Genomic DNA, 21,549 nt, shown 5'->3' on the forward strand with positions numbered 1-21,549 from the left:
TTTTAAATAAAATAACCCAAACTTTACCAATAAAATATTGAACAAAAAATCCTATTTCAAAACATTATTGGAAAAATAAGAAGCGTATAAAACTTTCATGCCTGATAGCGGCGGCTTTCAGATTATAATACCCTCCCCTCACAACGATTGTAACTTTTCTTACATATCGCAAGGATGTCATGTAAAAGGCTAAAGATAGAGTACATATTATATAATCACCATTGCATAAATATCTTACACGCTTTATGCTTTTCCATGGGAGCAAAAGGAAGATGTCAATGTCATCTAAACTGACGCGTAACCAAACATTGGTTTTAAATACTTTAAAAAATGCAAAAGGGCCTTTAAGTGCTTATGCGATTCTCAATCACTTACGCGAAGAAGGTTTTCGCGCACCTCTCCAAGTTTATCGTGCGTTAGAAAAGCTCGTACAGTTAAAGTGTATTCATCGTCTTGAAAGTGTAAATGCCTTTATGGTCTGTTTACACCCTGAAAACTGTCAACATGAACTTACAACGTTTATAATTTGCGAAAACTGTGGCACAGTCAACGAAATACAAAATCAAACGATTGTATCAAGTTTAAAACAGATGGTTCAAGCAGTTGACTTCCAAGCACACAAAAGCACCCTAGAAGTACGAGGTCTTTGTAAAAAATGCGCAATAAAATAAGACATCTAACTTGAAAATAAGATCTCTAACTTGCAAGTTTATATATTTAGTATTATGTAGCAGGGATCGCCTTATTGTTGGAAAAGCTCTTATCGTCCGTGCATATATCACCCTACCCTAGAGTGAGAGGCTTATTATACTCGTTAGAACATAAATATTGAAAGTATAAAATCATGTCCGTATCTGAGACCATTTTTTCAACAAAAAATCTCGATAAAATGAAACGAAAAAAGGTAATCAAGGCTCTTCTTATTGTCTTTGCGCTTTTTGTACTTTGGTTTAGCTATAAGTGGACGACGCAATGGTGTTATATGCTGTCCACTGAAGATGCCTAAACTGTGGCACAGTCAACGAAATACAAAATCAAACGATTGTATCAAGTTTAAAACAGATGGTTCAAGCGGTTGGCTTCCAAGCACACAAAAGCACCCTAGAAGTACGAGGTCTTTGTAAAAAATGCGCAATAAAATAAGACATCTAACTTGAAAATAAGATCTCTAACTTGCAAGTTTATATATTTAGTATTATGTAGCAGGGATCGCCTTATTGTTGGAAAAGCTCTTATCGTCCGTGCATATATCACCCTACCCTAGAGTGAGAGGCTTATTATACTCGTTAGAACATAAATATTGAAAGTATAAAATCATGTCCGTATCTGAGACCATTTTTTCAACAAAAAATCTCGATAAAATGAAACGAAAAAAAGTAATCAAGGCTCTTCTTATCGTCTTTGCGCTTTTTGTACTTTGGTTTAGCTATAAGTGGACGACGCAATGGCGTTATATGCTGTCCACTGAAGATGCCTATGTGCAAGGAGATATAGCCGCTATTGCGACTAAATTAAATGGGTATATTGAAAAAATTGCCATTAAAGCCAACCAAGTTGTAAAAAAGGACGATGTTTTATTTTACCTAGACAATGGTGATTATAAAATAGCCTTAGATCAAACAGAAGCGCATCTTAACACACAGAAAAAAACACTTCTACGCATTGATGCGCAAATCACAGCCGCTCGTAGTTCTTTAGATGATGCAAAAGCACAAAAAGCAGCCGCTTCAGCCATAGCAACCAATGCACAACTCACCTTAAAACGTGTAACAGAACTGAAAGCCAATCGTTATGCTCCTCAATCCAATGTTGATGATGCCAAATCCGCTTATGAACAAGCCATTGCGAATGTTAACAGAGCGGATGCAAAAATGGCTTCAGCACGTGCAAATATCCGAGTGCTAGAAGCGCAACGAAGTGAAACAGAAAGCGAAACAAAGAGTTTAGAGCTCTCGCGTAAAAAAGCACAACGTGATCTTGATTCGACCATTATACGAGCGCCATTTGATGGAGTTATAGGAAATTTAACAGCAAAAACGGGAGATTTTGTTGTAAATGGCCAACGTCTTGCGGCGTTAGTCCCCATACATGCACTTTATATTGAAGCAAACTATAAAGAAACACAGCTACAAGACATTCATACCGGACAAAAAGCTTATATTTCTGTTGATGCCTTCGAAGATGATGTTTTTACAGGAACAGTGCTTTCTATTTCGCCCGCAACAGGCGCTGTTTTTTCTCTTCTGCCTCCACAAAATGCTACCGGTAACTTTACAAAGATTGTCCAGCGCATTCCCGTACGTATTTCTATTCCAGAAGAAGTTTTAAAAACCGGACATATCCGAGCAGGAATGAGTGTTTCAGTGAAAATTGATACACGTACAAAGCCACAAGATAAAAGTCTCTTATAAAAAAAGTAGAAGATCTTACTATGACATCTTCCATACCAGAGCTCATACAGTCTCAAGAACGCATAGGAATGCGCAAAATTGTAGTTTTTATTGCTATGTCTTTTGGCATGTTTATGGCAATCTTAGATATCCAAATCGTTTCCTCTTCTTTAGCTGAAATTCAAGCGGGTCTTACAGCAAGCTCTGAAGAAATTTCATGGGTTCAAACCTCCTATCTCATCGCTGAGGTCATCATGTTGCCGCTTTCTGGATTTTTAGGAAGATTGCTTTCAACACGTGTTTTCTTCACCATATCAGCGATCGGGTTTACGATTACTTCTGTTCTTTGTGCAACAGCAACATCTATTGGAGAGATGATTTTGTATCGCGCACTACAAGGTTTTATTGGTGGAGGAATTATCCCAAGCGTTTTTGTCGCCTCTTATGTTCTTTTTCCTCCTTCCAAACGCCCAATTGTTACCCCTATTGTTGGACTAGTAGCAACATTGGCCCCCACCATTGGTCCAACCGTGGGAGGCTATATTTGTCATCTCTCATCATGGCATTGGCTCTTTCTCATCAATGTACCCTGCGGGATTATCATCTCAATTCTCGCTTGGAAATTAATTGATTTTGATAAAGCTGATCCCTCTTTAATGAAGAAGTTTGATTGGTTAGGATTCATTTCTATGGCTACTTTCTTGGGAACTTTAGAGTATATTCTAGAAGAAGGAGCACGTCATGATTGGCTGAGTGATACGCTGATTCGGGATTTGTTCATTACCATGATTCTTGCTGCAGCCTTATTCTTCTGGCGTGCTTTTACAGTAAAAGAACCCATTGTAGATCTCTCTACTTTTTCTAATTTTAATTTTTCAGCTGCATCCATTTTTTCCTTTTCATTGGGAATAGGCCTTTATGGACTCACGTACCTTTATCCTGTCTATTTAAGCCAAATCCGCCACTTTGATGCCCTCATGATTGGAGAAACATTGTTTCTTTCAGGATTCGTCATGTTATTAACTGCCCCGCTTGCTGGATTTCTTTCAGCACGAATGGATGCACGTTTAATGATGGCAATAGGACTTTTTGGTTTTGCAATAGGTATTTGGATGGCGAGCTCTATCACAGATAACTGGGATTTTTGGCAGCTTTTTTGGCCGCAAGTTTTCCGTGGTGCTTCTGTAATGTTATGTATGGTTCCTATTAATAATATTGCCTTGGGAACACTCCCACCAGAACGGATGCAAAATGCTTCCGGACTCTTTAATCTCACCCGGAATCTAGGTGGGGCTGTAGGGCTTGCCATTATCAACACTCTCATAACAAAACGCACAGACTTCCATCATGAACGAATAGCCGAAACTCTTAACTACGCAAACAGACAAGCAACTGAAATGCTTTCAAATCTTACTGTATTATTCAAAACAGAAACCTTTGATTCCTATACTCTGGCTCTTTCTCAATTGTTTGGTATGGTACGCATACAAGCAACCATTATGGCTATTAGTGATATTTTCTTTATCATAACCATCATTTTTGGTGTTTTGACATTTATGACCATGTTTCTCAAAAAAATACCACCTCTCATGGATTCACCACCAAATCACTAAGCTTAATTAAAATTGAGAAATATTTTTTATCCTTATCACTTTGCTCGTTTCCTATGCACTTTATCTTGTCTCAAGAGACAGTATAAATAAACATATGATTCTAAATGATTCTTCTGATAAAAATTCTTTTAATGCGGGCTCTTTCCGCACTTAAAAACAACTTCTCGCATACAAAAATTGTTCTAGATGATAATAAACAAAGAGCTTATCTAAAGTGCTCCACACCATAAAGATAAAGCAGCCATTTCTATAAGATTTTTGATTTATCACCATAGGGCACAAAAGATTAAATCTCTCATCTATCTACCCCCTTTTTACGCTACTATCCTCATAAAAACTATTTTGTTAAGATTCTGTGCCCTTCACTCTTTTGATTCTTACAAGAATATTCATAAAAGATTTATGATTCTTGTGATTTTTATTCACGCACATATTTCTCTTATAATGTGTAGGATAACGTTTTTTTTTGATTCTGAATGCAAAATTTTACATGAGAAAATCATTTTGTATTTGATACTCTCATGCCAATTGCAAAACGATTTACCTTTATAGCAAAAAAGTAATGATATATTTTTTTCAAAAAAGCTGCTTTTAAACATGTAATTTTATTTTTTTACACTCTTTAAAAAAAGCTGATACTTACAATTTTGATTCTACTGCTACATATTTTTCTTTCTTAAGCCCCTTCTCTTTCAACAAGAGCTGAAATGGTATAAAATTTCTCAAAATATCTCTCTATTGAATCAATCAAAACCATTCCCTTGCACATAAAAAGCAAAGAAATAAAAACTGTTTAAGAAAAAAGTAAAATATCCAACCGTTTTTATGCAAGATTTATCAACGATATTGAAAACTGGAAAACTGTATGATGATAGCGACTTTAAAAGAACACAAGACAACTCAAAAATCCGGTTCCTTCAGTATTATAAAATAAGACACTATTTCAAAAAATGAGCTTAAAATATATTCTTACTCACTTAACTGAAATTATCAAAAATAAGAAACCAGCCCCATAAAGAAAAAGCCATATAATAAAATCGCAATACAACTCCCCAAAACTTTGTACCGCTAAATACCTTGGCACTGTCAAAACGCTATGCTCTTCTCAATGGCAGCTGCTGAAAAACGAAATAAACACTATCTTCAAGCGACTTTATGATGCTGAAAACGATTTGAAACTTCTCGTTCTCCACTAGGAACCAAAGTGCCATAACACCCAGAAAGATAATGTGGTATCAGTTCCAACGCTTGAAAGCGATGTTTTTCGTAAGGACCAGGCATTGCCAAATTTTCTGTTAAACTATTTGAAAAGCCAAAACGTTGATAAAATTCAAAATCCCCTACCAGCAAAATGGCGCCATATCCCAATTTTTTTGCTGTTTCAATTGCATGTCGGACTAAAATTGATCCTATTCCCATACCAGCACATTCAGACGCAACAGCCAAGGGGCCTAAAAGTAAAGCATGTTGTGTTTCATTTTTTTCTTTAGAAAAAGAAACATGCCAAAGACGGACACTTCCCACAAGCTCTCCAAGCACATTTTTAACCACAAAAGAGAGCCCTTGAGCAGCCAAACGACCACGACGTAAAACCTCTGATGATTTACGTTTACGTCCATACCCCATCATTGAATCAAGCAAATTTTCTCGATAAGGCTTATCGGCTTCTTGCTCCAATAAAAGTGTAAAACATGCCCCATCTTTTGTTTGAAAATTAATCATGTTCATCTCTATAACCGCCCTCTTACAGCGCCATGACGAGCATAGCAAAAAATTTAAAAAACTATAGTTAAAAGGAAATGTCAGATCACATATGATCGTAAAGGCTCAAAACCATTAAAAGCAACCGATGCGTAAGTTGTTGTGTAAGCACCCGTTCCATGAATCAATATTTCATCTCCTATCGTTAGGGATAGAGGAAGCGGATAAGGTGTTTTTTCATAGAGAACATCTGCCGAATCGCATGTCGGTCCAGCCAAAATACAAGGCTCCATCACCTTATCATCATGAGGTGTCTCAATAGGATAACGAATGGCTTCATCCATAGTCTCAGCAAGACCATTAAATTTCCCAATATCAAGATAAACCCATCGTACATTATCGTTATCAGCTTTTTTAGATATTAGAACAACTTCTGTACGAATAACACCAGCATTGCCAACCATCGCACGTCCTGGCTCAATAATCGTCTCAGGGATACGATTACCAAAATGCTTTTTCAATGAATCAAAAACTGCTGTACCATAAGCTTGTTCTGTAGGGACATCTTTCAAATAACGCGTTGGAAAACCGCCCCCCATATTCACCAACCTTAGTGAAATGCCTTCTTGTTCCAAACGCTTAAAAACTGTAGAAGCATCCGATAAAGCACGATCCCACGCACTCAAATCAACCTGCTGAGATCCAACATGAAAAGAAACACCATAGGCTTGCAAACCCAATTGGTGTGCCCGTCTTAGAACATCAACCGCCATATCTGGAACACAACCAAATTTGCGTGACAATGGCCACTCTGCACCTTTGCCATCGGTAAGAACACGGCAAAAAACACGTGCTCCTGGAGCAACACGCGCAATTTTTTCCACTTCTTCAACACAATCAACAGCATAAAGTGAAACTCCCAATGCATATGCTCGTGCAATATCACGCTCTTTTTTAATCGTATTTCCAAAAGAAATACGCTCTGACGTTGCTCCTGCTTTTAAAGCCATTTCAATTTCTGCAACAGAAGCCGCATCAAAAGAAGATCCTAAAGAACTTAGCAAACGCAAGATTTCAGGAGCTGGATTTGCCTTTATTGCGTAAAAAATACGAGACTGCGGCAGAGCTTTTTCAAAATTTAAATAGTTATCACGAACAACATCAAGGTCAACAATTAAGCATGGACCTTCAGAACGATGTGTTGCAAGAAAATCGCGAATACGTTGCGTTGCCATCTGCAATTCTCCTTGAGGGAACGCTCCCCCACTCTATGCTTAGACAGCCAAAGCTGCCAAAAGCTAAAGGACAAAAAACACACAACAACCATCCCCATTCTGATTACAAAAAACCAGAAATTAGCATTGCATGCTGCGAAAGAACAGCGCGAAACCGCGTTATTCTATTTTATCTGCCTTTTTGATTGGAGTTGAGAAAACCACTTCCGCACTGAAGGCAATGAGGTGTGCCTCTATAGTTATCCCAGCATTTAAAAGCTGGAAGACACCAGAAAGGCCCGCACCGTCGTTGCTTCAAGATGTCCTCATTCTTGCAATTGGCTGTAAGAATGACTGGAGCGGTTAGTTCCAGGTACCGTACCGGTTAATCTCACCATTTGAGAACCAGCGGACACCCACAGGCACGTGCGACTTTGGGCAAGGCATCCTATAAAACGAATTCTTTCTCATTTCAATCATTTTTTTAATTTTAAACATTTTTTAATTCTTAAAGATAAAATGATGCGAAAAAACAACACTCTCCCCAGACAAAGCCATCCATCCGCTTTCATGAGATCACACCCCTTACATTATCTGTGCAACATAAATCACTGTCTTGCGTTTAAAGCCCCTCGTTTCTTTACCCTATTCTATCTCCTAATATCCGCAGCAGAAAATAACGCAAAATAAATTACTCAAGACATTAATTTATAATGATAATTTATTATTGTACCCTTAAACAAAAATCCCATTATAAAATCCTCTTATTTCAACCCTCTTACAATGAATCAATTAAAATCATTCTTTTGCGCATCACAAATAAAAAACAATTGAAAAAAGGAGTACCTCTTATATATCCTCTCAAATGCAAAGATGACCAACATTGAAGACTGAGGATAGTAACGACTGAAGCACCATAGTCTTTAAAGATAACGTGTCCTTCCCCCAACAAAACACCATTATCTTTCTCATTTACATCCTAAAAACATCCCTGCTTCCACATTCATTTCACAGCATCGCTTAAGCAAAATATCATGAAGAAATCCCCGTATAATATAGCTTGTATAATATAGATCAACTACATCTCACCCTCTTTATACTTATGAAATTAAAAACAAACGCTCCCATTCTATCTGCCAACTCCCAATATTGCAGAAACTCCTACATTGAAATGTTTCATAACACCTTATCTAAAATGATTTTTGTCCACACGTTACTCCCATTTGCAACGTACAAGCGAATGAATTTTACGCGATTCGTTCTCATCTAATCTGAAAGCAACAAAGTTCACAATATTGAACTCTTTTATTCAAATGAATAATAAATTATCATTATAAATTAATGTATTATATTAAATTCTGAAATCATAAACTCCTATTATCATTTTATTTTTCCACCTAGCATCTGCTTTTTCATCTCCTCTTATTAATCACATCTTATTCATACGCTTTTCTCTTAAACTATAATCTCCCTCCTCTGCGCTGTTGGTGAACGGCTTTTCTATTTTTAAATGAAAAGTATTTGAAAACTCAATCCTATAAGTCAAGGAGAGCGAACAATCTATAATGATTATTTATAAGTCAAATAATTTAATATAAACAAAAAGACCGAATAATATCCGGTCTTATGAAATATTTTTCTACCAATATAAAAAACTCTTCTCTCTTAAATTTAAGAGAAAAACGCTACAACTTAAAACTCTACACTACGATATCCTTATGTCCCTTGATGAGAATCAATTGCACGCAACTTCAACAATTGAAATTGCTTATGGCGCTCACGAAAGCGCTCTCTATCGGCTTCACTACGCGTGTTATAACAAGCATCACAGGAAACACCTTCCTCATAATGAGGCGATAATTTGCTTTCAGCATTAAGAGGAGAACGACACGCGCGACATAATTCGCGTCCACATTCTTCAAGACCATGTTGAACAGAAACACGCTCATCAAAAACAAAACACTCACCCCACCATAAACTTTTCTCTTTTGGAATTTTTTCTAAATATTTTAGAATACCTCCTTTTAGATGGTAGACTTGCTCATAACCAAGATCACGAACATAAGCTGTTGATTTTTCACACCGAATACCACCTGTACAAAACATGGCAATTTTCTTTTTTTTCTTTAACTCAGCCTCATGTTTACGCACCCATTCAGGAAATTCGCGAAATGTTTTAATCTGCGGATCAATCGCTCCTTGAAAACTCCCTATCGCATATTCATAGTCATTCCGTGTATCGATTAAAATTGTCTCTTCATCTTGAATAAGAGCATTCCAATCTTCAGGATCGACATAAGTACCAACAACTTTTAGCGGATCAACCCCTTCAACCCCCATTGTCACAATCTCTTTTTTCAACCGCACTTTCATGCGATGAAAAGGCATTTTTGATGCCCATGAATATTTAATCTCCGGCGTTTGAAACGCTGGCTCAGCCGTAATAAAATCCACCAATGCCTCAATCGCATCACAAGAACCAGCAACTGTTCCATTAATGCCCTCTTGTGCTAAAAGCAGAGTGCCTTTGATATCCTTTGCTTGACATAAATCCTGCAAAGGTTTTTGTAATTGATGATAATGCTTCAAATCTGCAAAGCAATAAAGTGCAGCAACTTTAAAATTCTTTTCCATGTGTTTTGCCATAACGCGCGTTTCATTCAATTTCAAGATTTATTCATGTACTCTTTAACATATTGTGCTTAATCAAACGATACAAATAATATCATCACCAAGAAGAAAAAATATCATGTGCCAAAAAAGAGAAAAGCTTTTATTATATCTCCAAGGACAAACTGTTATACCTGTTTTACTCATTGACAATCTACAAAGTGCTGTACCGTTAACACGCGCTCTTGTCAAAGGTGGATTAAAAACAATTGAGATCACCTTGCGAACACCAAATGCCCTCAAAGCAATTCAGAAAATCATACAAGAAGTCCCTGAAGCAATTGTTGGAGCCGGCACAATTCTCAACACAACACATTACGAAAAAGCCGAACAAGCTGGAGCCAAGTTTATTGTAAGCCCCGGATTATCCAATGAACTAATCAATTGTGCAAAAAATAGTGAAATTCCCCTTCTTCCCGGTGCAATGACCCCAAGTGAACTCATGCAAGCATTAAACAAAGGCTATTCATATCTTAAATTTTTCCCTGCTGAAGCTGCTGGAGGTATTTCCTTCATTGAAGCTTTAGCATCTCCCTTCTCTGATATCCGGTTTTGCCCAACAGGCGGTATTACACAAAAAAGTGCAACACAATGGCTCCAACTGCCCAATGTCTTCTGCGTTGGTGGTTCTTGGATAGCGCCCCAACAACTCATTGCAATAAGTGATTGGGATTCGATTACTGCATTAGCATATACCGCATCACAACTTCCCTCTCCCTCGAAAAAAGCTCTTTCTACAATCTAATATAAAGTGCAAGAATATCAGCCCCTTCAACAAGACCAAAGCTTTCACACATCCTTACGCAATCTTTTAACATTGCCATGGAACCACAAATCATCACCCGATCTTCATCGAGATGAATTTTGGGGAGTGCTATTGTTTCAAAAAAGCTCCCACTCTCCATAACAGTCGTAATACGCCCCATATGCTCAGAAAGCTCACAAGTAGTCATAGGATAAAATTTCAACTGTTGTGCATATGCCCCAATGAATGAATCTTGTTGCAAAGAGAAAACAAGATCTTTTGCACAAATTAACTCATTCTTTTCGCGCGTTATTTAAATAAGAACAACTTCTGAAAATTTTTCATAAATGTCAGGCTCACGAATAAAGCTTGCAAAAGAAAAAAAAACCGTACCGGTTTGAAAGAAGATAAAGCATCAACTTTCCCACTCATTACTCCACAAAAGCGCGCTCTACAACATAAGTAGCAGGAGCATTATTGGCCCCTTCAACAAGACCAAAGCTTTCACACATCCTTGCGCAATCTTTTAACATAGCCATGGAACCACAAATCATCACCCGATCCTCATCAGGATGAATCTTAGGAAGGCCTGTTGTTTCAAAAAAGTCCCCACTTTCCATCACAGTTGTAATACGACCCATATGCTCAGAAGCTTCACGAGTAGTCATAGGATAAAATCTCAACTGTTGTGCATACTCTCCAATGAGTGGATCTTGTTGCAAAGAGGAAACAAGATCTTTTGCATAAATTAACTCATTTTTTTCGCGCGTTGTTTGAATAAGGACAACTTCTGCAAATTTTTCATAAGTTTCAGGATCACGAATAAGGCTTGCAAAAGGAGCAATCCCCGTCCCAGTTGAAAGAAGATAAAGACGTTTTCCAGGAATAAGAGCATCAAGCACCAGCGTTCCTGTAGATTTTTTACGCATGAGAACTGTATCACCAATTTTAATTTTTTGGAGATGCTCGGTTAAAGGTCCCCCTGGAACTTTTATCGAAAAAAACTCAAGCTGTTCATCCCAAAAGGGACTTGCAATCGAATAAGCGCGATAAATCGGCTTTTCTGCATTTGGCAAACCGATCATAACAAACTCACCCGAACGAAAACGAAAACTTTCCGGACGATTCAGACGGAATTTAAATAACCGATCTGTATAGTGACAAACCTCTTGGACAGTAAGGGCGAACACATTCTCAGGAATCGGAAAATTTGCAACGCTGCTGATGCTTGACGGAACATTGGTAGCAGACGTATTCATACTCTTCCCCATATCTTTATTGAACGTTAAATTTCGAATCCTTGACGTGATATAGTACTTGCACAACCATCTGCCAACAATTTTCTCAACACAAAAGCCTCAAGGTTAACACTTTTATGTCAAAATTAAATAAATGAGTCTAGCGCGCTCTATCAGCGATAAAATTGATTTCACTTAAAACCAATCAAAGACTAGAAAGTAAATATTGGATACCCAATCCATCTTGAAAACAAATAATATCCAAATCAACGAGTTTTCTAAATCAACAGTTTTAATGTATCAAAAAGTGTTTACACACTGTTTTCCATTCAATAAAAATAATTTTAAGTGCATGAGACGACATCCAAAATTGCACAGATGAGTGATCTTCCCCCTCATGGTAGAAAACTTGTAATACATTGACTTAACGTGGTTAATTTAATCATTTTACCTTCTCTAAATAAGAAGCCAATGCAATATTTAATCACAACAATCACACCAGCAATAATAGTCTAACATTGCACTCTTCAAAATGATACAATACAATAAACTATGTTTATTTTTTTATATGCCTAAACGAGGGAAAATAAGTAAAAAAGTCTATGTTTTACAAATCATTAGAAGATACCATGTTGATAACAACACAAATAAAACTAAACTATCTCTTATATCTAGAGTACCATTTTACATAAAAAACGACTTTAATGGCAGCATAGGCTTCTTAATGATTTTGACCATAGCAAATAGTGTCTTTCCCCTATATCGTAAAGAACCTCAATGAAACAACCAAAAAAACTCCGTATTTCACGAACACAGATAAGCTTTTAAAATGAACAAATCCGTTAATGATGAAATAGATACATCACTCTATACAGCTGTAGCAACCATCGATGTCAGTGCCATTGTTGCCAATTATATTACTTTAGCCAAACGTGTAGCTCCAACACAATGTTCAGCAGTTGTAAAGGCAAACGCCTATGGATTAGGAGCTCACAAAATTGCTCCTGCCCTTTATCAAGCTGGTTGTCGCACTTTTTTTGTCGCCCAAATCAGAGAAGCACTCCAATTAAAAAGCATTTTACCATCAAATGTCACAATTGCCATTCTGAATGGACTTCCACACTTAGCAGAAGAGTTTGTCGCACAATCTGGTATTGTTCCTGTTCTAAACTCTTGGAATGCCATTGAAAATTGGCAAAAAATTTGTCAAAAAAAAGATAAAAAATTTCCAGCAATTGTTCAAATCGATACCCATATGAACCGATTAGGACTGGATCAAAAAGAATTACAAAAACTCATCAAACACCCTACAATTTTCGAAAAAGCAGAAATAAAATATATTCTTAGTCATCTTTCTAACGGAGAAGATGATACCCACCCATCAAATTATGCCCAATTGACTTCTTTCAAAACGATCCTTGCGCAATTGCCTGCTTGCAAAGTTTCCTTTGCCAATTCTGGAGGTATCTTTCTAGGATCAGATTTTTATTTTGATCTTGTTCGTCCAGGCATTGCACTTTACGGAGTTGATCCGCGGGGAAAACACCCATCACCTTTGAAACCTGTTTTAAAACTTGAAGCCCAAGTCATTCAAAGCCGCGTTGTTGATATAGGAGCACCTGTTGGTTATGCAGAAAGCTTTATAACCAACAGACCAAGCACTCTTGCAACCATTTCTATAGGCTACGCAGACGGCTGGCTCCGTACTCTTTCGAATAAAGGAACTGTTTATTTCAACGGGCACAAACTTCCCATGGTTGGGCGGGTTTCTATGGATTCCATTATTGTAGATACGACCGATCTTGAACAAAAACCTCAAACTGGTGACTGGGTAGAACTCATTGGTCCCCATCAAACACTTGAAAAAGTATCTATAGATGCCGATACCCTTCCCAATGAAATTCTAACATCTCTTGGCTCCCGCTATAAATACATTTACACATAAAAACTCTTTAAAAAAATAAATTGATAAAAATCATCATTTTAGAAAATTGAGGGGCTTTTACAAAAGATTTTACAACAATCAACCACACAGAATGGTCATAGACACCGTACATTCACAGAAATCTCAAAACAGACAAGTTGATGGACTGTTTTATGGAAGTAGCTTTCATCTAAAATACAAAAACTTAGCCTTTCCCCATAAATTGACAAAAAAGAATCTACTACAAAGTTTTTAAAATTAATTTCCCAATTAAAATCATTCGCTTGCATACCACAAGCTGAACTATGTGTAGATAAAAATGATTTAAGAAAAGAATAATGCCTCTTATGAACCATAGTGCCAAGAGCTATAACATTAGGCGCTGGCAAAGTGTATGATAGTGCCCAGCTTACTCCGTTATGAAGCGTAAAGATAGTGGGGAATCAATGGATTTACCCTTACACCATTCACGAGCGCCGTCGCGAAATGGGATTGGGAGCGAAGTGTCTCTTTAAAACAAACACGTGAATTAACAACTCAAGTATATTCTTTTTGGAGCGTTCTGTTTTACATGAGGATCATTCCCCCACTAAAGAACACAATAAATATAAAGTATGGAGCAATGTGTAATCCCCATTATTTAAAAAACATTGCTTTAAATGCTTTTGAAAGCCATAAAGCTGAATTAAGAGGAGATGACAAACTGAGGATTGATTTTCACCTTACGGCTTTACATTTTCCAAAATAAGATTGTCTTCCAGTTTCAAAGATTACGTCAACAGAAATACGCAATCCCCGCCCTCATCTGACAGACAAAAGCAGGAACTACTCATAAAGCTCTTTTTTTCTCAATCTCTGGCTCAAGACATGTTGCTGCATTAAGTTTGGATGTTGATTTACAGGCAACAGCTAAAGCACACGAGCTCTTAGGAAAACAGCGCCGTAAAGTCACAAACTGACTTGCAATGAAGTGGAAAGATGTGCCGGCTTTTTATAAGATACCTTGTAAAAAACAACCATAATACATTTGGCTTTGCGTTTGCTCATTCTGACAGGTGTTCTTACATATTTTTGCGTCATATTTATAAAAAGCAGATTAAAGAGAAATATTTAGACAATTCTTGACTCGAAAAGATGCAACAACAGAGTTTCGCGTGTCTTTATCATCAAAAACACTAAAATTGATTTTATTCTTTCTACAACCGGTCGTCGTCACCCTAGTGAGAAGGAGTATATCACAACACATGCAACAGACGTGACCTATCCCCCGTAGGTTTCGCTCTCGTTTACATGAATTAGCTGGCTAGACCAATGCCGACTAGTCACTAAAACCATGTCATACGGTAGAAGACAAAGGAGAGCATGCCTATTGCCGACAAAACACAGCTTTTTGTCGACTTTTTCGATTTTGCTCATGTTATAAAAAACAATGCAAAATTCTAGAAAATAGACAAATAATTCCATAGTAACATGATCAACAAGTACAAAACCCACACAAAATGTGTGGGCTTTTTTCGTTCATGCAAATAAACAAATTAAATATATATTTGTTATTTAATAGGTATTTCCCAATGGTGGACACGAACAAATGAGCATTCTGTCTCCCGCAACATTATCAATACGCGATACAGGAGGCCAATATTTATTGGCTGGATCAAGAAAACTGTTGGGAAAAGCAGCTTCTTGTCGCGAATAGGGTCGTGCCCAAGCATCATCTAAAGTATCTACCACTGTATGGGGGGCATTCACCAATGGATTATTGTCTTTTGGCCAAACCCCGCTACCAACTTTTTTCGCTTCTTCAGCAATAGAGAGTAAAGCATCACAAAAACGATCAATCTCTGCTTTTGGTTCAGATTCCGTTGGCTCAATCATCAAAGTTCCCGGAACAGGGAACGACATCGTGGGCGCATGGAATCCATAATCAATGAGACGTTTTGCAATATCATCAACACTCACCCCATACTGCTCTTTCAACACGCGTGTATCCACAATACATTCGTGCGCAACACGTCCATGCTTGCCCCGATAAAGAATGGAATAAGCGGCTGAAAGACGTGCAGCAATATAATTGGCATTTAAAATGGCTATTTGTGTTGCATATTTTAAGCCATCAGCCCCCATCATTCGAATATACATCCATGTAATTGCAAGAATAGACGCACTTCCATAAGGAGCAGCCGAAACCGCATGCGTTGTCCCATCTTGTTCATGACCTGGTACGAATGGTTTGAGATGCACTGCAACTCCAATTGGTCCCATACCAGGACCACCACCACCATGAGGAATAGCAAATGTTTTATGAAGATTCATATGACAAACATCAGCGCCAATATCTGCAGGACGAGCAAGACCCACAAGGGCATTGAGATTAGCACCATCAAAATAAACTTGTCCGCCATTTTCATGAATAATAGAACAAATTTCCTTAATACTTTCCTCATAAACACCATGGGTTGAAGGATAAGTAATCATGAGAGCGGCCAATTTATCTTTATGCAATTGCGCTTTCATCTTGAGATCGTCTACATCAACATCACCATCGCTTAAACATTTTACCACAACGACTTCCATCCCTGCCATATGGGCCGAGGCTGGATTGGTACCATGCGCAGATGCAGGAATAAGACAAACTGTACGTTGATGTTTTCCCCGTGATTGGTAATATCGTCGGATAGCCAAAAGCCCAGCATATTCACCTTGAGCACCAGAATTTGGCTGAAAAGAAACTTGCGCAAATCCTGTAATTTCACACAACCACGCATTTAACTGGTTGATCATCTCCAAATAACCCGCAGCATCCTCTAGTGAAACAAAGGGATGTATATTGGCCATGCTAGCCCAACTTACAGGCATCAATTCAGCAGCTGCATTAAGCTTCATTGTACAAGAACCAAGAGGGATCATAGCGCGATCCAGCGCCAAATCCTTATCCGCTAAACGACGCAAAAAGCGCATCATATCTGTCTCTGAATGAACCGCATGAAAAAAAGGCTGAGAAAGAAAAGCAGCATCCCGTTTTTTTCCAAAGAGTCGTGGAGAAACCTGATCGCCTAATTTTGCCCCAAAAAGCTGCGCTAAAGCACCAGCATCTTCTTCTGTTGATAATTCATCAAAATTGATTGCAATAGTGTCATCATCGAGAACACGAATAAGGCGCCCACCTATTTTGGCTTGATGCGCAATTTCTCGTGCTTTTCCCTTAACAGAAATACTCACACAATCAAAAAAGCTTTTCCCTTCAACATGAACCCCTGCGGCTTCTAAACCAGCAACAAAACGACATGTTAAATGATGAATTCGCTGCGCAATTTCTTGTAAGCCTTTTGGCCCATGCCAAACAGCATAAGCGGTTGCCATATTAGCCAACAAAGCCTGCGCTGTACAAATATTTGACGTCGCTTTATCGCGCCGAATATGTTGTTCACGTGTTTGCAAAGCTAAACGAAAACCAACGCGTCCTTTGGTATCCACGGATTGACCAACAATACGCCCTGGAATAAGACGCGTTAACGCATCACTCACGGCAAGGTAACCAGCATGTGGACCACCAAATCCCATCGGAACGCCATAACGCTGCATAGTGCCAACAACGATATCTGCCCCCCATTGAGCAGGTGGCTCCTGAAGGGTAAGCGCTAAAGGATCAGCCACAACGATAACTAAAGCTCCCTTTTCCTTTGCCTCTTTTATGATCTCACTGTAATCATGAAAAGAGCCTTTTGTATCTGGCCAAGACAAAACAATTGCCGCTGTATCAGGATCAATTTCGCCATTTTGGCTAATCTGAATCCCTTGTGTTTCAGCACGCGTTTGCGCAACACTCGAAGTCTGAGGATGTAAAAGACTCTGAAGAGAAATTTTTGTTTTTTTCTCACGGAAAAAGCGAACAGCAAGGGCATTGGCTTCAGCTAAAGCAGTTGCTTCATCAAGAAGGGAAGCAGCAGAAACAGGCAAACCTGTTAGTTCACTAACCAATGTCTGAAAATAAAATAAAAGCTCTAAACGACCTTGGCTAATTTCTGCTTGATAAGGCGTATAAGCAGTATACCAAGCAGGATTTTCAAACAGATTTCGTAAAATAACCGGAGGCACATAAGTTCCATGATATCCTTGCCCAATAAAACTTTTGTGCACATGGTTACGCTCCATCATCTTGGAGAGTTCTTCCAAGGCTTGTCCTTCACTAGCAGCCTCTGGAAGATTCAATGAACGTCCCAAATGGATAGAGTGTGGAACAGCTTGAGAAATGAGTGTCTCAACACAATCAAGCTCTAAAACATCAAGCATTTTTTGTGTTTCATCAGGACGCAGCCCAATATGTCGAGAAGAAAAAGAACGCTCGATCATGGTACTCATCCAATCAAAGCCTTATAAGCATCTTTATCTAACAACCCCTCCAGTTGTGTCTCATCCTGCAATGTCATTTTCCATAACCAGCCTTCTGTTTCGGGTTTCTGGTTTACCAGTTCAGGATTATCAGCCAAGGCTTCATTTATTTCGACCACTTCACCATCAAGAGGAGCATAAACATCTGAAGCCGCCTTCACTGATTCTACAACAGCCGCCGCCTCTCCTTTGGAAAGTTTTGTTCCACTTTGTGGTAAATCAACAAAAACCAAATCCCCTAATTGCTCTTGCGCATAATGCGTAACCCCAACAGTCACCACTTGCCCTTCAACGCTAAGCCATTCATGGTCATGTGTAAAATAAGTTTTAGACATAAAAAATCATCCTTTAAAATAACGTTGTTCAACAAAGGGAAGAGAATGAACTGATAATACAATCTTTTTGCCTCGCAGTTCTGTAAAGACTTGTGTCCCTTCAACTTTAAAATCAACAGGAACGTAACCCATCGCGACAGGACCATCAAAAGAAGGACCAAAACCACCTGATGTTACAATGCCAATCTCATTACCTTGATCATCAAGAAGCACCGCACCGGCACGAATAGGTTGACGCGTTTGCGGTTTTAATCCAACACGACAACGAGCCGGTCCTTTTTGCAGTGCTTTAAGAAAAGCCTTTGCACCATAAAATTGTGCTTTTTCTCGAACACTTTTAGGAACAGCCCATGTTAGAGCCGCATCAATAGGTGTCGTATCAGGGGTAATATCATTTCCATGCAAACACAGCCCCGCTTCCAACCGCAAGCTATCGCGTGCGGCAAGTCCAATCCACTCAACACGAGAATCACTCAGCAATTTTTCAGCCAACATATGCGCATGCCCTATAGGCAAAGCAATTTCAAAGCCATCCTCTCCCGTATAACCAGAACGCGTTATAAACCAATCCTGTTGTGGTTCGAATCCTTGCATAAAGAACAATTCATTCCCTGGCAAATCCGCATCAGCAAGAACAGCTGCCGCTTCAGGACCTTGAAGTGCAAGCAATACCCTTTCAAGGGCAATCACTTGACATTCAAAATCAACCGCACGCTTTTCCAATTCTAAAAAATCAGCCTGTGCATTCCCAGCATTGGCGACCAACATAAAACGACCCTCTTCCAAACGGGTAATAATAAGATCATCAAGAATACCAGCCTGCTCATTAAGCAAATAATTATACCGTGAATGCCCAATCTTTAAAGCTGCTGCATCAATGGGAAAAGCATAGGACAAAAATTCCACAGCTTGTGCCCCTTCAACCGCAATCAATTTCATATGAGAAATATCAAAAAGTCCTGCATGTGCACGCGTATGAAGATGCTCTTTTAAAACGCCAAGAGGATAAGTTAAAGGCATGTTCCAACCCGCAAAAGCACCAAATTTTGCTCCTGCTTTTTCATGCAAATCATATAAAGGAAGTGTTTTTAAAAAAGATGTTTCTTGTGCTGTGCCCATAATAACTCCAAAGCTGCGCTAACGCCCACAGAATATGGTCGTCTCTGCCCCCTCTGTCATCAACCTGAGAGACTCGCGAAAAAATTTTTCGCTTACACCTTCGGCGCGGGTTCTCCCGACTTTCCAGATCTGCCTTCTTCCTTTTACGGTCCTTAAAGCCTGAGAGATTATGGGCTATTTCCCCTTCGGCGGCAATGCGAAAATTTGCAATCTGCACTCTCCCGCAAAAGAATGAAAGAAACGATAACGCTCTTTCCAGCATATTTAAACCTATAGCCTATCTTCATCACACTGTCATTAGTAAAGTGATGAAAATGTTCTCATTTTAAAACTTGCATAAGCTGCTTCAAAAGATTTATAATATTATCCTTTTGAACCTTACAAAAATTGCAAGGAACACATTTTAGGAAATTTAAGACAAAAATCAAAAGCTATAAACAAAAATACCTCTTGAAAATCATGCAAAACGTCACACACTAAAAAGATCGCAAAGCAATATTCTTTCGCGCGCAGTTCAACCTTAAAAATAGGGTTTCATATTCTTTTTGAGAATAAGGACTTCAAATATTTTATAAGTATGATTTTAATGCACAAGAAGTAGGTTTTCTGCTTTCTCAATAGTGTCATAAATAGCGACTATTTACAGACTAAAACTACCGAACAAAGGTGACAAAATACTCATGAAAGCTGGTAATATCTCTTACAATTGCGAAAATGATCTTCCAAAACAAATTGCTCTTTTTCCTTTAGAAGGTGCACTCTTACTACCCGGTGGTTTTTTATCACTCAATATTTTTGAACCAGAATCACTTGAAATGATTGAAAATGTTATGGTAACTGATCGTCTATTGGGCATTATTCAACCACTTTCATCGGATACAGATCGCTTCTCTACACAACTTTATAAAACAGGCTGTATAGGGCGCATTACAAACTACAGTGAAACAGGAAATGGACAACTGTTCATTATCTTACAAGGTGTTTGCCGCTTCACTTTAGAACAAGAATTGAAAAACACAAAATCCTATCGAACAGCTCTCATCCAATCAAACATAAAAGACTTGCAAGAATTTGATATTGAAGAAAGCATTAACCGAGAGAACTTACTCGACGTTGTAGAAAAATATCTAACCATACATGAAATGGAATATAATTGGAGCAGCATCATAGAAGCCCCTACACCTATATTGGTTAATGCTTTTTCAGCTCTTATCCCCTTTACACCAGCAGAAAAACAAGCTCTCCTTGAAGCTCCAGATATCGAAAGCCGTGCCCAAACTCTTCTTGCATTAACAGAACGCTCGCTCATGAAACAAACAGGAACAGATTACCGCTTAAACTAATGAATGTCCAAACATGAAAAAAATGACCACAGATCCCAAAATGCTCGAATTGCTCGTCTGCCCAATGACGAAAGGCACGCTCTCTTTCAACCGAAAAACACAAGAGCTCATTTCTCTCAAAGCCAAACTTGCCTATCCTATTCGTGATGGCGTTCCCATTATGCTTGCCTCAGAAGCGCGCCCTTTGCAAAACAATGAAGAAATAACGCATAAAAAATAAAAAATCCTCATGCAATTTCCTTCTACAAGCCCACTGTTATCAAACCTCTATATCCATATGGTCTCTCAATATTCACGTATTCTGAGAAAAGGCATTTTACAATAGAGAAATACACTGATTTAAAAGATATTTATATCGCTTTACCCCTTGCAATCAAAGCCCCAAATAGCACAGCTTTTCTCGTTTCAGTCTATTCATTCTGAAGCAATAAAAAACATTCGCTTGCACAACACAAATATCTGAAAAAAGGATTCAAACAGCCCTTGTTTTTACCCACACGGCCCACCCGCTTATGATGTACAAGCAAGCGATTTTAATTAATCCAACATGAAAAGATTTGTGATGAGAGGTTTTAAGATATTCCGCTTTGTATTTTTAGTTAAAAAGAATGATTTATCATAACAAATCAATTTGTTGATCTATCGCGAAAGTACAATATAAAAGCACTTACACTAAATCAGGAGGGGAACATAAGTACAACTGGACATTTATGTTTTTATGACATTCCTATAAGCTTTATAGGCTAAAAAATACGCTTTATTTGCTTGGAATAAGCAATTTGAATTTCAATTGACGATTGAAAATAATTTCCTTATGAATGAAACTTGTGTTTTGGTTATATACGCAACGATCAATAGGTCCTAGATG

14 protein-coding genes, 3 pseudogenes and 1 riboswitch are annotated in these 21,549 nt (G+C 38.3%); of the genes and pseudogenes, 9 read left to right on the forward strand and 8 right to left on the reverse strand.

Features of this window, described 5'->3' with window-relative positions; all coding sequences use genetic code 11:
- Positions 1-278 precede the first annotated feature (278 nt).
- The 5 genes and pseudogenes from ACFINS_RS07625 (at position 279) to ACFINS_RS07645 (ending at position 4,003) form a co-directional block, all read left to right on the forward strand.
- Positions 279-671, forward strand: a complete 393-nt coding sequence (locus tag ACFINS_RS07625; protein WP_375612302.1) for a Fur family transcriptional regulator — start codon at positions 279-281, stop codon at positions 669-671.
- Positions 672-844: 173 nt separating this feature from the next.
- Positions 845-1,003 (forward strand): annotated as a pseudogene (locus ACFINS_RS07630) (HlyD family secretion protein); the annotation flags it as partial.
- Positions 1,000-1,143, forward strand: a pseudogene (locus ACFINS_RS07635) (transcriptional repressor); the annotation flags it as partial. The pseudogenes ACFINS_RS07630 and ACFINS_RS07635, both read left to right, overlap by 4 nt.
- A 173-nt stretch (positions 1,144-1,316) precedes the next feature.
- Complete coding sequence (locus tag ACFINS_RS07640) at positions 1,317-2,411, forward strand: HlyD family secretion protein (protein WP_375612301.1); 1,095 nt, start codon at positions 1,317-1,319, stop codon at positions 2,409-2,411.
- Between the two features lie 20 nt (positions 2,412-2,431).
- Positions 2,432-4,003, forward strand: coding sequence for a DHA2 family efflux MFS transporter permease subunit (locus ACFINS_RS07645; protein WP_273791457.1), 1,572 nt, complete (start codon positions 2,432-2,434; stop codon positions 4,001-4,003).
- A 1,143-nt stretch (positions 4,004-5,146) separates the two neighbouring features.
- On the opposite strand, the gene ACFINS_RS07650 is transcribed toward ACFINS_RS07645, so the two are convergent.
- From ACFINS_RS07650 to ACFINS_RS07660, 3 genes are all read right to left on the reverse strand, one after another.
- On the reverse strand, positions 5,147-5,731 hold the full coding sequence (locus tag ACFINS_RS07650) for a GNAT family N-acetyltransferase (protein WP_273791458.1): 585 nt from the start codon (positions 5,729-5,731) through the stop codon (positions 5,147-5,149).
- 74 nt (positions 5,732-5,805) lie between these two features.
- A complete protein-coding gene (locus ACFINS_RS07655) occupies positions 5,806-6,939 on the reverse strand; it encodes a type III PLP-dependent enzyme (protein ID WP_273791459.1) in 1,134 nt (377 codons plus the stop codon).
- A 1,695-nt stretch (positions 6,940-8,634) separates the two neighbouring features.
- The gene (locus ACFINS_RS07660; protein ID WP_375706062.1) at positions 8,635-9,552 is read right to left on the reverse strand and encodes a rhodanese-related sulfurtransferase; all 918 of its coding nucleotides are present in this window, start codon (positions 9,550-9,552) and stop codon (positions 8,635-8,637) included.
- A gap of 115 nt (positions 9,553-9,667) precedes the next feature.
- Here ACFINS_RS07660 and eda point away from each other — a divergent pair, with 115 nt between their 5' ends.
- Positions 9,668-10,333, forward strand: coding sequence for a bifunctional 4-hydroxy-2-oxoglutarate aldolase/2-dehydro-3-deoxy-phosphogluconate aldolase (gene eda / locus ACFINS_RS07665; protein WP_375706052.1), 666 nt, complete (start codon positions 9,668-9,670; stop codon positions 10,331-10,333).
- Here eda and ACFINS_RS07670 read toward each other — a convergent pair.
- A pseudogene (locus ACFINS_RS07670) lies at positions 10,323-10,730 on the reverse strand (ferredoxin--NADP reductase); the annotation flags it as partial. The gene eda and the pseudogene ACFINS_RS07670 sit on opposite strands and share 11 nt — an antisense overlap.
- 34 nt (positions 10,731-10,764) lie before the next feature.
- The gene (locus ACFINS_RS07675; protein ID WP_375612296.1) at positions 10,765-11,592 is read right to left on the reverse strand and encodes a ferredoxin--NADP reductase; all 828 of its coding nucleotides are present in this window, start codon (positions 11,590-11,592) and stop codon (positions 10,765-10,767) included.
- A gap of 808 nt (positions 11,593-12,400) precedes the next feature.
- Between ACFINS_RS07675 and alr the strand changes: the two genes are divergently transcribed.
- A complete protein-coding gene (gene alr, locus ACFINS_RS07680; protein WP_375651329.1) occupies positions 12,401-13,516 on the forward strand; it encodes an alanine racemase in 1,116 nt (371 codons plus the stop codon).
- A 1,533-nt stretch (positions 13,517-15,049) separates the two neighbouring features.
- Here alr and gcvP read toward each other — a convergent pair.
- The 3 genes from gcvP to gcvT are packed head-to-tail and all read right to left on the reverse strand — an operon-like array spanning position 15,050 to position 19,338.
- Positions 15,050-17,845, reverse strand: a complete 2,796-nt coding sequence (gcvP, locus tag ACFINS_RS07685) for an aminomethyl-transferring glycine dehydrogenase (RefSeq protein ID WP_375706063.1) — start codon at positions 17,843-17,845, stop codon at positions 15,050-15,052.
- A 5-nt stretch (positions 17,846-17,850) separates the two neighbouring features.
- Positions 17,851-18,219: a glycine cleavage system protein GcvH gene (gene gcvH, locus ACFINS_RS07690; protein ID WP_375612294.1), complete on the reverse strand. Its 369-nt coding sequence runs from the start codon at positions 18,217-18,219 to the stop codon at positions 17,851-17,853.
- Between the two features lie 6 nt (positions 18,220-18,225).
- Positions 18,226-19,338 carry a glycine cleavage system aminomethyltransferase GcvT gene (gene gcvT, locus ACFINS_RS07695; RefSeq protein WP_375612293.1) on the reverse strand — a complete coding sequence of 371 codons (1,113 nt, stop codon included), beginning with the start codon at positions 19,336-19,338 and terminating at the stop codon, positions 18,226-18,228.
- Between the two features lie 136 nt (positions 19,339-19,474).
- Positions 19,475-19,572, reverse strand: a riboswitch (glycine riboswitch).
- A gap of 446 nt (positions 19,573-20,018) precedes the next feature.
- Here gcvT and ACFINS_RS07700 point away from each other — a divergent pair.
- Both ACFINS_RS07700 and ACFINS_RS07705 read left to right on the forward strand, forming a co-directional pair.
- Entirely contained in the window at positions 20,019-20,681 is a 663-nt protein-coding gene (locus ACFINS_RS07700) for an LON peptidase substrate-binding domain-containing protein (protein ID WP_375610818.1), read from the forward strand.
- Positions 20,682-20,694: 13 nt separating this feature from the next.
- Positions 20,695-20,901: a Trm112 family protein gene (locus ACFINS_RS07705; RefSeq protein WP_273791466.1), complete on the forward strand. Its 207-nt coding sequence runs from the start codon at positions 20,695-20,697 to the stop codon at positions 20,899-20,901.
- Positions 20,902-21,549 lie beyond the last annotated feature (648 nt).

Origin of the sequence: Bartonella sp. AA2SXKL (genome assembly GCF_042197205.1) — a bacterium.
GTDB lineage: Bacteria > Pseudomonadota > Alphaproteobacteria > Rhizobiales > Rhizobiaceae > Bartonella.